Here is a 15,693-nt window from a genome sequence, read left to right as displayed (position 1 = left end):
ATCACCCAGGGCGGCAAGAGAGGCATATTCGTGCCGAATTATGAAGTTGGTAAACGTGCTCATGGAGATCAGGTCGATCCGGGACTATAAAGTACTTTTGAGAAGAGGGCGGTTTTTCGAAATCCTCTTAAGTCCATCACCTCAATCGGGTGCCCCATGCCCTTCGGCACGGCGAGGTTGACGAGCCGTCCCTCTGCGAGGACATGGAGAGTCTTTCCGCCGATCGTGTAGGAGTCGATGCCGTCCCGGCGTTCGATCGCACCGGCATTCTCCTCCAGCCAGTCCACCTCAAGCTCGACGTTGAAGTGGCCGGCGTTCGAGAGGATGGCGCCGTCCTTCATCTTCGGGAAGTGCTGCCGGGTGATGATGCTCGTGTTCCCGGTTGTGGTCACGAAGATATCGCCGCGGGATGCCGCCTCATCCATCGTCATCACGTCGAACCCGTCCATGTGCGCCTGCAGTGCGCGGCGGGGATCGATCTCGGTGACGATGACGCGGGCGCCGAGGCCGCGTGCCTTCGTGGCAAGGCCGCGCCCGCAGTAGCCGTAACCGGCAACAACAACGTGCTTCCCGCCGATCAGGACGTTCGTCGTCGTCATAATGGCGGTGAGCGAACTCTCGCCGGTGCCGTGGACGTTGTCGAAGTAGCGCTTCATCGGGGTATCGTTGACGGCGATGACCGGGAACGCAAGCTTCCCCTCCTGTGCCATCGCACGGAGACGGTGGATCCCGGTCGTCGTCTCCTCGCAGCCGCCGATGATCGTCTTCAGGAGTTCCCGCCGCTCGGTGTGGATGCGGTGGATCAGGTCCATGCCGTCGTCGATGGTGACCGCCGGACGGGCATCGAGCACCTTATCGATGGACGCATAGTATTCCTCCACGCTGCACGCACGCTTCGCATAGCAGTGAATGCGAGGCCGCTCGTTCAGCGCAGCAGCAACGTCGTCCTGCGTGGAGAGCGGATTGCATCCCGTGATGTGGACTTCCGCCCCGCCCGCCGCAAGGGTCTCGACGAGCACCGCCGTCTTTGCTTCCACGTGCAGCGCCATGCCGATCGTCATGCCCGCGAAGGGCTGTTCCCGCTCGAACCGTTCGCGAATTGATGAAAGGACTGGCATGTACTGCCGTGCCCACGATATCTTCAGATCTCCCGATTTCATAAAAGCACCTGTATTCGCAGAGACAGAATTCTCTCGTCTCTTCGTTCTGCCTAACAGGTTCCCCTTCGCAGTACTTAACCCCTGCCAAACGGGACGTGCATCTCGGAAAGCATCAAGGTATCCCTCGCCCATCTACTATCATGGTTCTGACAAAGCGGATCATCCCCTGCCTTGACCTCAAGGACGGACGCGTGGTCAAGGGCACCAACTTCCTGAACCTCCGGGATGCAGGCGATCCCGTCGAGCTGGCGCAGCGCTACAACGAACAGGGGGCGGACGAGGTGGTCTTCCTGGATATCACCGCATCGAAAGAGCAGCGGGGCACGATCATTGAGGTGGTCTCCCGTGCCGCCGACCAGCTCTTCCTCCCCCTCACCGTCGGCGGGGGCATCCGGACGCTCGAGGATATGCAGCAGCTCCTCCGCGCCGGCGCCGACAAGGTGAGCATCAACACGAGCGCCGTGCAGGACCCGACCCTGATCAGCAGGGGAGCGGAACGCTTCGGGACCCAGTGCATCGTCGTCGCCATGGACGTGCGGCGAAACTTCGAGGAGAGATTGGGCACGACCGGAATCGAGCTTCCGGACGGCCGGACGTGCTGGTACGAGGTCGTCATCTACGGCGGCAGCAGACCGACCGGCATCGACGCCGTCACGTGGGCGAAGAACGCAGAAGAGCGGGGTGCAGGGGAGATCCTGCTCACCAGCATGGAGACCGACGGGACGAAGGCCGGGTTTGATATCGCGATCACCTCCGCCATCTCGGAGAGGGTCGGCATCCCGGTCATCGCAAGCGGCGGGGTGGGCACCCTCGACCACTTTTACGACGGATTCGTCGCCGGCAGGGCGGACGCCTGCCTTGCGGCGAGCGTCTTCCACTACGGCGAGTTCACCGTACGCCAGGTGAAGGAGCACCTGGCTGCCCGGGGTATCCCGGTACGGCTCTGAGATCGAGCTCGAGCGCCGCGACCGGGTGTTCGAGCTCGAATGCATTCAGGACGCCGGGGTGGATCTCACCGAAGACCCCGGCTTTTTTCCCGCCCACGATAATGTCGCCGCGGCGTCCGTCGATGAACGCTGGATCGTCCGACTCAACGGCCGAGTAGTCGAGCCCGAGCTCCCGGCAGAGCACGTCCGCCGCCGCATACGCCTCCGAGAAGTCGGCGCCGGGGTGAATGCTGACCGCGGCCGCTGTCTGATAGGTGACCAGATCGGAGACGACGTCGCCGGCCGCAAAGAGCCGTTGCGGCAGCTCGCGGTGCTTGTTCAGCTGCAGCGCCTCCATGAGGAGCGGGAGGATATCTGTGCGGACGACGGTCTGCTCCTCCGAGATGGGGTGCAGGAGCCGAAGTGCGCCCGCGGACTGCTCGCGCTGCATGCGGCCATAGAGGACACGCTCGTTCGTCAGGGTAAACGGCATCGCCTCGAGATACCCGAGCCCGGTCATGACCGTGCGGGCGGCGCCGCTGATTGCGCTGATCGGGTGTTCGCGGCCGATGGTGAATGTCGCGGGGAGGTCGGCGGTTATCTCGCCGTAGCCGTACGCGATCGCAACATCTTCGAAGAGATCCCAGTCATGCAGGATGTCGGCCCGGTAGCACGGCACCTGCACCCGGACGGCGTCGGCGTCGGCATCGAGCGGCCGGGCACCGTAGCGCATCCGGCGCAGGAGCGCTGCCATGCTTTCCGGCGTGAGCGGGAGGCCGAGCAGCCCGCTGCACTCGGCCGTCGAGACGACCCGCTCCACCGGCGCAAGCGACGGCATCTCCACCCCCTCGACGGTGACCGACTCTACGTCTGCACCCGTCTCGGCAAGAGCGGTGCAGATGATGTTGACCGCGGTCATCACCGCTTTTCGGTCGGTGCCGGTCGTATCCAGCAGGATGTTCCTAGTCTCTGTGGTGACCCGGGTCAGCTCGCCGTTGATGATCGGCGGGAACGAGAGGACGCGGTCGTCTGCGTCGACGATCAGCGGGAAGCGCAGGAACTTTTCCACCAGGTGGGCATAGTCGCGCCCCTTCGGGTGCTCTGCGAGCATCTCCTCCAGAGTCATCTCCCGTTCAAAGTCCAGGGGCACAAAGGAGCGATCCCGGGGCGAAGCCAGGTAGCGGAAGGGCGACCTGACCGTGTCGAGGTCATGGACGCCGATCGCCACCTTTCCGCGGCCGCGGCCGACCGCCCAGTGCAGCGACTCCTGCAGCCCCATCAGGCTCTCGATCGACTCTTCGTCGAAGGAGACGTTCCGGATAACCGCCGAGCCGAGATACGGCCGGATGGCCGCAAGCCCGGGGTCGATCGAGAACGTGATCCCCGAAGGCCGGACATCGTAGGTCCGCAGCCCCTCTTCGAGCCCGAAGAACCCCCGCAACGCCCGGGCGACACCCTCGGGAGAGAAGAGGTCCGGCCGGTTCGCGAAGAACTCGACGTCCGCGTGGTCCTCTTCGATACGCTCGATATCGGCGCCGAACATCGGCACGCGATCGAGAATGATCTCCTTATCCACGCCGGTGAGGCGTTCCAGGTAGGCGTATGGCAGGGTAATAATCGGCATCGCTCTCTCACTCCTCCAGCCTTCCGGCAAGCACCGGCGTCTGGCGCAGCCATTCAACGTCGCTCCGGTAGAGGTGCCGCAGGTCGCGAAGCCCCAGTTTCAGCATGGCAAGGCGGCTGACGCCGAGCCCCCAGGCCAGCACCGGGTACTCGATGCCGCACGGGGCGGTTACTTCCTGCCGGAAGATCCCGGCACCGCCGAGCTCCACCCATCCGAGGCCGTCCACGTAGACCTCGGGCTCTACGGAGGGCTCGGTGTAGGGGAAGTAGCCCGGCCGGAACCGGACTTTATCGAACCCCATCTTGGCGTAGAACTCCCGCAGGAAGCCGAGCAGGTGGCGGAAGTTCAGTCCTTCGTCCATCACGATCCCCTCGAGCTGCTCGAACTCCGGCAGGTGGGTCGGGTCGATCGCCTCGCGCCGGTAGACCCGACCGATCCCGAACGCCTTGACCGGAGGCTTCGGATTCTCGGCGAGGTGCCGGATGGAGAGGCAGGTGGTGTGCGTCCGGAGGACACACTGCTCGGCCTTGGCAGTGCTCCATGCCCCTCCCCAGCCGGTCGAGGAGGTCCCGCCCCCGTGCTCGTGCATGTCCCGCACCCGCTCGTAGCCGGGCGGAAGCTGCTGGTTCTCGGAGAGGAAGAAGGTGTCCTGCATCTCGCGTGCCGGATGGTCCTGCGGCTGGAAGAGGGCGTCGAAGTTCCAGAACGAGCTCTGCACGATACCGCCCTGGATCTCGGTAAAGCCCATATCGAGGAGGATCCGGCGCATCTCGTCGAGCAGCCGCTGGTAGGGATGGTTCTTGCCGGGATACACCCTCTTTGGGAGTTTCTCCACGCTGTAGCGCCGGAGGTTCAGGTTCTGCCATTCGCCGGTGATGATCTGCTCACGGGTGAGCGTGCCCACCTCCTCACGGAGATCGAGGCCTTTTGTAACCAGAGCACGGCCTTCCGGCGTTATGGCGACGGTATACCGGACGGTCTCGGTCTCCTCAACGAGGCCGCGCTTCTGGAGGTCCGCGATTCCCGAAAGGCCCGTGTCGACCGATCCTTCAGTGAGCTCTGCAAAGGCCTGTTCGTCTGCACCGGGAGCATCGGTGCCGGTTTTGCTGACGATACCGTCTTTGATGGCGATCCAGCCTTTTTTCCGCATCCAGCCGATGCCGATCCGCGCAAGGGGGTGCTGCTGGAGATCGCGCATCGGGATCTCCTCATCAAAACTCTCCAGGAGCTGGCGTTCGGGCAGCCCCTCTCCGGCATATTTCTGCCCCTCTTCGGTCAGGGAGTAGACCGTTCTGATATTCTTCTCAAGGCTGGCAAGACCCCGGTCACTCGCCAGAAGCGCGTACTGCACGACCGCTTCCTTTCGGGCGCCCATCCGGTCGGCAAGTGTTGCCGCATCGATCGGACCGAGGGGCTCGAGAGCCACCAGCAGTCTCTTCTCGTTTAACGTCAGTTCCACCCGTTACACCTCCACCATATGCTCAACCGCATCCATCTTCTCGCGCAGGTCGCCGACGAACGCCAGCACCCGCTCGAGCGTCTCCTTCTTGCACTGCCCGCACGTCAGCTCGCCTCCCACGCACCGGCGCCGGAGTTCGGCAAGTTCGGCGTCGTCCTCCAGCATGTGGAAGAGATTTAAGAGGAAGATAGAACAGCGGCCCGGCTCGCCGCCCAGGCGTTTCTGCTCCTCGAGCGTCATCCGACCCCCGGTCAGCCCCGCCATGATCTTCTTTCTGATCGCTTTTTCGGACTCGTAGAACCCGAACGAACTCTCGGGGACGCTGCTCGACATCTTGCCGCCCTGCAGGCCGGGCATGAAGATATGGTAGGTCGAAGAGGGGGAGCAGAACCCGAAACCGCCGTGCTCGATCTCGATACCCCGGACGACCTCGCCGACCCGGCCGAGCGATGCGCCGGGGACGTCGACATGCCCTTCGTACTTCTTCGAGCCGGAAAAAGCCTTATGCACGGCCGCAAGTGCCTCCTCCGGAGCGTTCTTCGACCGTACCGAGATGTAAGCGCCGCGGTCTTCCACCGTGAACATCCGGAGTTTGTACGCCACGTCACGGGTGAGCCGGATGTGCGGGTCCTGATCGAGCCCGACCGGGACGATCGTGGGCGCAGGGCCGGCATCCAGCTGCGGGTAGATGATATCGGCCACCTGGGTGATCACGCTCACCGCGTGCGCAAGCGACGTCTCCTGACCAAATCCGTAGATGGCGGCAAGGTCTGAGAAGTTCACCTTCGTGGACGACTCGAATGCGAGGTCTTTGAGGCGGTCGTTGCGGCTCTGGAAGTAGTGCGTCCCCTCAAAGCCGAGGGCGTAGAGGCATTTGAGATACTCTTTCCCGTATTCGCGGCACTTTTCCCACGAAACCCCACGGACTGCGTGCGCTTCCCGGTCCGCAATGGCCACGTAGCCGTTCCCGCCCTGCTGGACGTGCCAGACCATCTCCTTCATCACCATCAGGTGCCCGAGGTGCGGGAGGCCCGACGGCATGAAGCCGCTGAGCACGTGGAACGGGGTTCTGTTCCGGATCGCCTCGGCGATCCGCTGGTAGTCACGGTGACCGATAACGATCCCCCGCCGCATAAATGCCGGGACATCGGGGAGAGTCTCTGCGACCGGCCCGATCGGCTCGATGCCGAATTCGCTGAAGAGTTTCTCGGTATCGACTGCCTCATTATTTGACCACGGGTTCATTCCGGATTGCATGGAAACGACGCTCACAGTTTGATTCGGGTAAATTCGATATATCTGATATCGCTATTCTGTACGCAGCCAAACAGCATCTTCTTTTTGACGCTGTGGGCGAGCCGGACCGAACGGGAGATGGTGCTCATGGGAAGCGCCGTCCCCGTGAGTATGGCGTGCACCAGCATCTCCGAGTGGCTCTTCTTCCCGGAGTAGACCCGGAAATGATGGCCGAACTTATATCCGGTTCGCGGAATGTAGCCTTTGTCCCGGAGATCAGCGAAGACCCGTTCTTTCTCCCGGATCTCCACATCTTCCTCTGCCACTGCAGTAAGGAACGTATCTGCATCGACCGGGGCGGCGTTCGCGTGGAGGGAGAGGCAGCCCTCGCGGATAAGATAGAGCGCCTCGACCGGCTGGAGCATCAGGCGCTCTGCATCCAGCCGTTTCCCATACCAGCACTCTTCGATCCCCGATCCGGGGGGGAGGTGCGCCAGGGCGTACGTGCCGTATACCGCAGCCTGCACCGGTTCGCACCCGGCAGCAGACTCGACTGCCGGAAGGTCGTGAACCCGGACTTCATAGTAGGTCAGCTCGTCCTCGTCGTCCACCACCGCCAGAACGTACTGTTTCCGCATATTGGTTGCAGTAAGGACGTCGCTGCTGACCGTGTCAAAGTCGATGAGATCGCGCTCGGAGAGGACACGTACAAGGTACTGGGACTTTCCCCCTCCCGGTTTGTGCCCTCGCCGGAATACCCGGAAGTCGTGCGGCCCCGGCTGAACGACATACCCTCGCTCACGGATATCACGGTAGACGAGATAACTCCTGATGAAATTCTGCTTTTCGGTAAAATGACCGAGCAATGTGTCGAAATCATAGTTCTGGACTTCGATCTTGCTCCGCTCCATGAGATAGAGCGCCTCCTCCGGTGCCAGACGCAGACCGCCCCCTTCCGGCCTGCCGTACCCGCCCTGCTCGTAGAGTGTGCGCCCCTCGCCGCGGAGCCGCACCCACATGCCGTCAAATGTCGCCTTCACTGGGGTACCTATTGGAGGTGAACGGTCATTAATCAATTGCCGAAGTATTTCCGATTGTCCCCGACCGTCGCCGCCGGGCTACCGACCACTACGTTTTTTCAGCGGCGCCTCAAACCCGGTACGATTTCTCATGAACATTATCACCCGGCTGCATGGAAGATACCTGTTTATGCCGTTCATCGGCCTGCTTGCATGTCTGCTCCTCATCGTGCAGGGGGCTGCCGCGCAGGAGGCACCCGCCATCGAATGGAACGCGACCTTCAGCGCAGATCTGAAAAATAAATTCGAATCAGTCCAGCAGATCGCAGACGGCGGATATATCGCCGCCGGGAGCAGCATCGGCACAAACTTTTCCGAACCTGAAGACCTGCTGCTCGTCAGGACGGACAGCGCCGGAAACGAGGCATGGAACAGAACGTATGACGGGCTGACAGCGAGCAGTGTCATCCAGACAGGCGATGGGGGATACGCGATAGCTGCAAACACCATCGCGGTCACGCCGGGAGAGACGACCGGTGCTATGGGTACGGCGTACCTGATCAAGACCGACGACGCTGGAAATATCGTCTGGAACGCCGCCTTTGAAGGGCAGAAGGCATCGGTCGTACGGCAGACGACGGACGGCGGGTACGCCCTCATCGGATGGACCTGGAATCCTGCGGGGTCGACGGAGGACACCGACGCGATCATCACGAAGACCGACTCTGAGGGGAACCAGACCTGGAATCGGAGTTTTGCAGGGAGAGCAGCCTACGCCGGGCAGCAGACGGACGACGGCGGATATATCCTTGGAGGAACGAAGTCACCGTTCGCGTACGATGCCGGGGACGCGTTCCTGATCCGGCTTGAGGCCGATGGGACCGAACGCTGGAGCAGAAACCTCGATCTTCCGTCGGTCTACGCCCTGGGGGAGACGTTCGACGGCGGTTATATCGTCACGGGAAGCTTCTGGTATGCCAGAGTCGATGCGGAAGGGAACGAGCTCTGGAAGAGCCGGGTGCAGGGGCTGGACGGCTGGGCAGCCCTGCAGGCACCGGGCGGCGGATACCTGATTGCAGGGCAGATCAACGATGATGCGGTCGCCATGAAAACGGACGACCGAGGAACGGTAGAGTGGAATCTAACCTTCCCGCACGGCGGTGCGTATGCCGCCGACCTGACCGATGACGGCGGATACATCCTTGCCGGGATTACATTCCCGGAGATGGGGGCGACGGACGCCTGGATGATGAAACTTCGCGACACAGCAGAGCCCGGCCAGGCGACGCCGGGCTTCGGCACCCTTGTGGCGATGGCAGCGGTCTGTGTGCTGCTGGCTCTGTGGCGACGACGGTGATGGCGCCCCGGACGGGAGAAACCGGATTCTTCCCGCCCGATCTCTTTTTCGCCGGGAAAAACGGCGCACGAACGTCCGCCGCGCCGGTCAGGCAATGTTTAAATATCGCCAATTCCAGCCGGATTCCCAGAAATATCAACCCACACAGAAGCCCGTAGACGGCCGATCTCGGGTCGAGCTATGGTAGACATCCTCCGGGAAATTACCCTGGCTCATATCGCCGATATAGGCCTGCAATTATTCGAGTTTTCCGGAATTCTGGTGCAATTTTCCGCCCGATTTCCCGGAGCGAATTCCAACCCCGGAAACGGTCGGAAACACTGGAAAAGAATGCCGATCCGGCCCCCGTTTCGGCCGGGGGAGTGGCCGATCCCACCTCACCCTCCCGGGAGTGGCCACGGCCGGTTGCCGATCGGCTCCCCACCGGGCTGTCCTCAGGGTCAAAAAAGGATCAGGCGTTGTTATACGCCTTGAGCGCATCGACCCAGGTATTGACAGCAGCCCTCTGGCTCGGGGACGTCCGGAACCAGTCGAATGTGCCGTGGTCAGCGAGGAATGCATCCGCCAGAGCGATGATTCCCGCAATCGGCGCCGGGTCGCACCCTGCATTGATGTTCAGTTTGGCAGCCAGGAGTTCGCCCTGCAGCTCAGGGATGGCATTCCAGCGGTTTCTCTTTCCCATGATAGAGACCGCCTGCACAGGATCGGTCACCAGGACACTGTCCGACCCGCCCGGCGTGCCGAGCCAGACCGGGAGCAGCGGCGCGATCTTGTGCGGCTGTTTCATCCATATGATTTTGCTGTAGGGATCCTTGGACTCTCCCGGGGGAGCTACACAGATGCACCCGACCTTCTCCTCGGTGCAGCTCCCGGCACCGTTGGCAACGGTCAGCGCGACCGTATAGGTGCCTGCCGCACCATAAGTGTGCTGCGGGTTCTGGTCGGTCGATGTCCCGCCGTCACCGAAGTCCCACCGGCACGTGTCGATCACCCCGGTCGATTCATCGGTGAACTGCACCGTCAGCGGAGCGGTGCCGGATGTGGGTGTGGCGCTGAACGCCGCCACCGGCGGGGCAAGCACCTCGTTCACGGTGATGTAGTCCGTTTTCGTCTCGGTGTCGCTGCCGTCAGCGTTCGTCGCCGTCAGCGAGACAGTGTAGGTGCCGGGCGCAGAGTAGGTGTGCGAAGGATTCTGGTCGGTCGACGTCCCGCCGTCGCCGAAGTCCCAGGTCCACGAGGTCGGATCACCGGTCGACTCGTCGGTGAACTGCACGGTCAACTCGGCATCCCCGGAGAGCGGGGTAGCGCTGAACGCCGCCACCGGCGGGGCAAGCGGTTCATCAACTGTGATATAGTTCACCTTCTCTTCGATGTCGCTCCCTCCCGCATTCGTCGCCGTCAGGGTGACGGTGTACGTCCCGGCCGCGGCATAGATATGCGAGGGACTCTGCTCCGTCGATGTGTCGCCGTCACCGAAGTTCCAGAGCCACGAGGTCGGATCGCCGGTGGAGGCGTCGGTGAACGCGACGGTCAGCGGGGCAATCCCCGATGTCGGCGAGGCGGAGAAGCCCGCAACCGGCGGCGCAACGGTCACAGTAATATAATCAGTTTTTGTCTCGGTATCACTCTCGAAGCCGTTCGATACCGTCAGCGGCGCTCCGTGAGGCACCCGGCTCCGGCTGCCGTGGATTCCGGCACTCGCAACACCCTTCGAGACCGTCAGCGAAACCGTGTAGGTGCCGGGCGTGGCGTACGTGTGCTCAGGGTTCTGGTCGGTCGACGTCCCGCCATCGCCGAAGTCCCAAGCCCATGAGGCCGGATCCCCGGTCGACTCGTCGGTGAACTGCACGGCAAGTGGAGCGGTGCCGGATGTGGGCACGGCGCTGAACGCCGCTTCCACTGAAGCAGGCGGCTCGTTCACGGTGATGTAGTCCTTCTCTGTCGCAGTATCAGTACTACCGTCAGCGTTCGCGACCGTCAGGGAAACAGTGTAGGTGCCGGGCGTGGCGTACGTGTGCGAAGGATTCTGGTCGGTCGACGTCCCGCCGTCGCCGAAGTCCCAGGTCCACGAGGTCGGATCACCGGTCGACTCGTCGGTGAACTGCACATCGAGCGGAGCATCACCAGACGTGGGTATGGCGCTGAACGCCGCATCCACCGGAACCGGCGGTGAGTACCGTGCCCGGATTGTCACAGAAGTCTCATCCGCGCTCTTCACCAGAGGTATCGACGAGTCAGTCTTCATATCATACTCCGACCCGGCAGCACGCATAGTGAAATCGATGCCTGCAGGAAGGGTCTCAGAATTCCATGCTAGAAGAGCATCATCGTTCTTTGAGAGAACCCGGAGATCCCAGACCCGTTCCGGGTTGGCAGCATTTATACTCCCCCGGATATCGCCGTAGAGGCGATTGAACACGGCATCGGTGATCGGGAAGTATGCATCAACCGTTGCACCGGGACTCGCCGGGGGAGCGAGCGTATCGAGATTCTGATCATATCCGTCAGTTCCGCTCGCGTCCGTTCCAAACGTCAGATCCTGCTCGAAGCTCCCGGCAGTAACAGTTAAACTCTCACTCCAGGATTCCACCGGCTGAGCCGTTGCTGTTCCTGTGAGCATACAGACAGCAACGACTGCAATACATAACATCAAAATATTTCTCTTAATCATGGTAATACACCTGCTTCATTGGGAAAGAGGCTGCCACCCCCTATATCGATTCCATCGGAAACACCCATTTTACAGCCACGTGCAGGGATACCCCCTCCCTCCGGCGGGAGAGACCCGTTGCCCGGGCAGTTGCCGGGAGTCCGGATCCGGTAGGGGCGGCGACAGTCCAATTCATTGCGCTTCACCTGCCACAGAAGGATCAGGGGAGGGTAATGATACAGTCACGGATCACCGCTCCCCAATAACCTCCGCCCGACTGCAGTTCGGTTGTCATTACATAGCCCTGTGTCGCTGTACTGTAGCCATAGACCGACTGCATCGCCCAAGACCCTGCAGGATCGATTGCGATATCGCTGAAGGCGATCGGGACGGCCGTGCTTCCAATCAGGTTCCAGCCCTGCGCGAGTTCCACCGTGACAGGGCTGACCGGTGTTCCCGTAACGATCACAGTACAATCGTACGCCGACGCAATCCAGTAGGCTTTGCCGGGCACAAGCGATTGAATCTGGGCTGATTCATAGGCTTTCGTTGCCGGGTCATATCCATAGATCGCCAGAATACTGCCTGATGGAACAGTGTACTCAGCATTGCTGAACGGGATGGAGACCAGGTTCCAGCCCGTCTTCAGCGGAAGATCCATCTGCTGGGCACTGTCCACAGTGACGGAACCGCTTACCGATGTCGGGTCGACGACGGCGCCGAAATCATCATCGATCTGCTCGATGGAGACAGCGACAGCACTTACTCCGACGGCATCGCCACGGACGGTTACCGTGCCGAGACTGATACTTGTGGCACCGGGCATCGCCTTGTCATGCAGATCAACACCTTTGATAAAGACAGTATCGCTCGGAAAGGAATTGCTGGCAGAGAGTGTCATCCAGTCCGGATACGTAACGTCGATAAATTCAGCAATGGAAGGATCATCAAGCGATACCGAGACATTGCTGCCTGAAAGGCCGTTTGGGGCCTCATCCAGGATGATCGACAGGGTGGTCGTCTCACCCACATTCGGTATCTGCACGGTACCGGCCGTCACGGTCAGACCCGATACGGCAGAAACCCCAACCAGGAGAAATGCTATCAGAGAATAAAGAGTTGCTCTCAAGAGCGTGGTCATTGGGAAGCCACCTCAGTGTGCCTCACGCACCGGGCGGCACAGGGCTGCACAATTGCTGCAATCAGTCCCTCACCGCCCAGAGCAGAGAAGATCAACAGTTCGATACACAGCGCCGGGCGAGATTTTTGCCGCAAGGGTCGCCGATGAGAGCAAGGAACCCGACCGGGACGAGGATCTTCACGCCGTACGCTCAGCTGATCGGGGTGTTTCATATCCGGTCGTCCGGATACAGATCCTTTCATGCGGATGGCCATTTCACCTCTTGGAGACCTATTCCCACGGCAGACAACTGCCGTGACGGGATCCCTCACTGCATATCACTCATAGGGCGCATTTCTGGTACGGAGCACTCCGGCACATGCCCGTTCTGGAGGCGCTGTGGAGCGAACGATGAAAATAGCGTGTGGCAGCTGATCGGAGATGGCAGATCCCGTCCTGAAAAGGCCGGATGCCCATCATATCGATCGAAACGGATGCTCACTGAAATACTGGTCTTCTGGGTGCTCGTCAGAGCAGAGTAGCAATTCTAGTATATAAAAATTGTGCCGAACGGGGCCCAGTATCATTTGCCAAAAAATATAATTGGAATTTTATATATTTGGAGACACCCAGGCAGCTCCCCCGGTCAGAAACTCCCATGGCCGACACTGCACTGCCCACGTGCCGGGAGATATGTGCCCTCCACGCAGTCATGCGCGGTTCTGCCCGGCTAAAAAGTGAGGATAAAAGATCTCCAGCACCCTCACACCTCCCCAAAGAGCACCACGACGTCGTCCCAGTCGATCCTGCCGTTGCCGTTGTAGTCGAAGCAGTCAACCGGTTCGTTCGCCGCGATCCACTCCATCTGCTCAAAATACACAACCACGTCTGCGAAGTCCAGGCGACCGTTGCCGTTCAGGTCTTCGTAGAGCCCGTCGCCGTCGGGGTCGGTCGGTGGGTCGGTAGAGCCGGGGAGCGGGATCACAACCAGCTCAAGTTCGAAATTTGCAGTCAGGGTCACATCGCGGGCGGGCATGGTGTAGTCATAGACCGCCTGAACGCTAACTTCAGCACCCACCTCATCGGTCCAGCTGGCAAATGTCCAGCCATCTTCCGGTGTGGCGGTGATGGTAACGAGCTCTCCGACCTCGTACATGCCCGCTCCGATGACGGTTCCACTACCCTCGGGCGTAACTTTCAGGTTCAGGCTAAACGTGGGTGTCATAGCGGGATAGATATACTCGATCCCCTCGCGGTCTCCAGGATGTAATGTCCTCTTTACCTCTCCGGGAGCCCCACGACCATACATGACCTTCGTGGTATCAGATGGATAACCAGCAATGTTTCCGTACAGATCGGCGAGCTGAACCCAGTGGCCGAGTTCATGAAGGCATATTGCCTCTATGTCAAATTCGGACGTAGATGGAGATGTTGACCATGAATACTGCGTGTTAAACCTGATATCAGCCTCGTACATTACGCCCGCTGCATCACGCCATGATGCCGCTTGGGCAAGGACACCCGGCTGATCGATATATGCCCAGAGGATCTCGTTTTTACCATTATATCCTATCTCGGTTGCCGTTGTCGTGCCTGCATACTCAAAGGTAAACGAAGAGCCTGGAACCTCGGTCCATGTGCCTGCAGCAGAGATGACAGAGTCAAGCGAACCAGCTACCGGTGGAGGATTGACATAATACAAGATTATCGGAGCCTCTCCACTCCATCGAGAAGGTATTCCCCCCCACCCAGTCAACCGACCAAATGGAACACTCATTTCATAAGGGCCTACCTCCTGCCCCTCTTCCGTCAATACCACGACAGGACCGCTGCCTGCCGAACCAGAATAGTAGTAGCCTCGGTAAGCAGTGCCTGCTGGAACATGTGTGACGATTTCAGTATTTGTCCACGACTGAATAGCATTTGCATTTGCTTCCTGCCAGTTAGAAGCGGGTAACCAGCCGGTGGCGTATATCCAATACAGGGAATCCCCTTCTCGGATGAAGAAGAAACACACATCGGCAAGGCTATCCCGTGATGGCTTCGTTCCGAACCCCGACCCCGTGATGGTCACAGTCGCATCAGTTCCCGCAGAGGCAGTGCCTGGAGATAACTGGAATGGGTCAATTTCATAGCGAGCCTCTCCAATCGGCTCCGGAACCACATATCCAATAGAAGGCTCGATTCCTGCTTCGGCCATCCTGATCATCTCGATGAAGCGTTCGGAGGTCATGCATCCGCTTGGAATCATTCGATAAGCAGGAATCTGATCTGTTGAGACTTCATTGTCCGAAATGGCATAGACGCCCTGAGTGAGCCCATAGGGGACATACAGATCTGGAGAGATCTTTTTAAGTAACACTCCTATCTGCATACTTGGCCAAAAGACAGGTGTATCAGATACCCAGAGGGTGATGTCATCAACTGTTCCGCCATCAACGACAAGCGTGATGGTCTCTTCAACCGATGCTTTTGCCACATGCTGATCGACCTGTATGGTGACATACGTCTGAATCAGTGTTCTATCAGCATTCCATCTGCTCTCGGTGGCGACAACCGTTCCGATCACAACAGAATCCGCTTCGGAAACAAGGTCCGTAAGCGGAACATCCACAGTAATCGCTGTTGCCGGAGCAACAACCAGGGATACAGTTAGAAGAAGAGCAACAGCGAACAGGTTAATTTTCGTCGTATTTTTCATATTCTACCTCCGACAAAGCACGCAGGACCTTACCGCTTCCTGGCATTCCCCGGGGCAATCTGAACTATCCTGCTTTTGCTTTCACGAATACCATTACGCGGTTTCGGTGTTGCTCGACTATATAAAACTTCGCTAAAAATTGAAGAATTGCAAAAAATAATGTTTTTTGCTGGAATCTCATTAAAAAATGTAGAAAACTTGAATACTTGCGACAAAGATTAGATCCGCGATCGATTACTTAGTGATAGGTTAATAAATGATCATGTCGAAGCATGCCATAAACATTATAATATAAATCATATTGAATATTACTTAGTGTATGATACATTATCTACGAAATAGTTCAAATAAAGATGTCTGAAACTCAGTCTCCTGAATTTTATATCATTTGTATAAATATTATATCAATAAACTCGTATGCGCGAATGGCGTGCATTCCTC

General features: G+C 59.4%; 10 protein-coding genes. 2 read left to right on the top strand and 8 right to left on the bottom strand.

Annotation, left to right across the window (positions count from 1 at the left end):
* Positions 1-68 precede the first annotated feature (68 nt).
* Positions 69-1,160 carry an adenosylhomocysteinase gene (locus FGU65_RS10705; RefSeq protein ID WP_301664458.1) on the bottom strand — a complete coding sequence of 364 codons (1,092 nt, stop codon included), beginning with the start codon at positions 1,158-1,160 and terminating at the stop codon, positions 69-71.
* A 140-nt stretch (positions 1,161-1,300) separates the two neighbouring features.
* On the opposite strand from FGU65_RS10705, the gene hisF reads away from it, so the two are divergent.
* Positions 1,301-2,107, top strand: coding sequence for an imidazole glycerol phosphate synthase subunit HisF (gene hisF, locus FGU65_RS10700; protein ID WP_301664457.1), 807 nt, complete (start codon positions 1,301-1,303; stop codon positions 2,105-2,107).
* Here the strand turns inward: hisF and pheT are convergent.
* The 4 genes from pheT to endA are packed head-to-tail and all read right to left on the bottom strand — an operon-like array spanning position 2,049 to position 7,445.
* Positions 2,049-3,710, bottom strand: coding sequence for a phenylalanine--tRNA ligase subunit beta (gene pheT / locus FGU65_RS10695; protein ID WP_301664456.1), 1,662 nt, complete (start codon positions 3,708-3,710; stop codon positions 2,049-2,051). The two genes, hisF and pheT, sit on opposite strands and share 59 nt — an antisense overlap.
* A 7-nt stretch (positions 3,711-3,717) precedes the next feature.
* Positions 3,718-5,169, bottom strand: coding sequence for a phenylalanine--tRNA ligase subunit alpha (gene pheS / locus FGU65_RS10690; RefSeq protein ID WP_301664455.1), 1,452 nt, complete (start codon positions 5,167-5,169; stop codon positions 3,718-3,720).
* A gap of 3 nt (positions 5,170-5,172) precedes the next feature.
* Positions 5,173-6,426 carry a tryptophan--tRNA ligase gene (locus FGU65_RS10685; RefSeq protein WP_301664454.1) on the bottom strand — a complete coding sequence of 418 codons (1,254 nt, stop codon included), beginning with the start codon at positions 6,424-6,426 and terminating at the stop codon, positions 5,173-5,175.
* Between the two features lie 11 nt (positions 6,427-6,437).
* Complete coding sequence (endA, locus tag FGU65_RS10680; protein WP_301664453.1) at positions 6,438-7,445, bottom strand: tRNA-intron lyase; 1,008 nt, start codon at positions 7,443-7,445, stop codon at positions 6,438-6,440.
* A gap of 169 nt (positions 7,446-7,614) precedes the next feature.
* Here endA and FGU65_RS10675 point away from each other — a divergent pair, with 169 nt between their 5' ends.
* Positions 7,615-8,781 (top strand): hypothetical protein, encoded by a 1,167-nt coding sequence (locus FGU65_RS10675; protein ID WP_301664452.1) that lies wholly within the window; start codon positions 7,615-7,617, stop codon positions 8,779-8,781.
* Between the two features lie 451 nt (positions 8,782-9,232).
* Here FGU65_RS10675 and FGU65_RS10670 read toward each other — a convergent pair whose 3' ends face one another.
* From FGU65_RS10670 to FGU65_RS10660, 3 genes are all read right to left on the bottom strand, one after another.
* Positions 9,233-11,401 (bottom strand): PKD domain-containing protein, encoded by a 2,169-nt coding sequence (locus FGU65_RS10670; RefSeq protein WP_301664451.1) that lies wholly within the window; start codon positions 11,399-11,401, stop codon positions 9,233-9,235.
* A 250-nt stretch (positions 11,402-11,651) separates the two neighbouring features.
* Complete coding sequence (locus tag FGU65_RS10665) at positions 11,652-12,572, bottom strand: hypothetical protein (RefSeq protein ID WP_301664450.1); 921 nt, start codon at positions 12,570-12,572, stop codon at positions 11,652-11,654.
* 742 nt (positions 12,573-13,314) lie between these two features.
* Complete coding sequence (locus FGU65_RS10660; protein WP_301664449.1) at positions 13,315-15,252, bottom strand: InlB B-repeat-containing protein; 1,938 nt, start codon at positions 15,250-15,252, stop codon at positions 13,315-13,317.
* Positions 15,253-15,693: the final 441 nt, after the last annotated feature.

The sequence above is a fragment of the Methanoculleus frigidifontis genome, from assembly GCF_030464345.1.
Classification (GTDB): domain Archaea; phylum Halobacteriota; class Methanomicrobia; order Methanomicrobiales; family Methanoculleaceae; genus Methanoculleus_A; species Methanoculleus_A frigidifontis.
The sequence above is the reverse complement of the archived record's forward strand: the minus strand, read 5'-3'. Positions and strand labels throughout refer to the sequence as shown.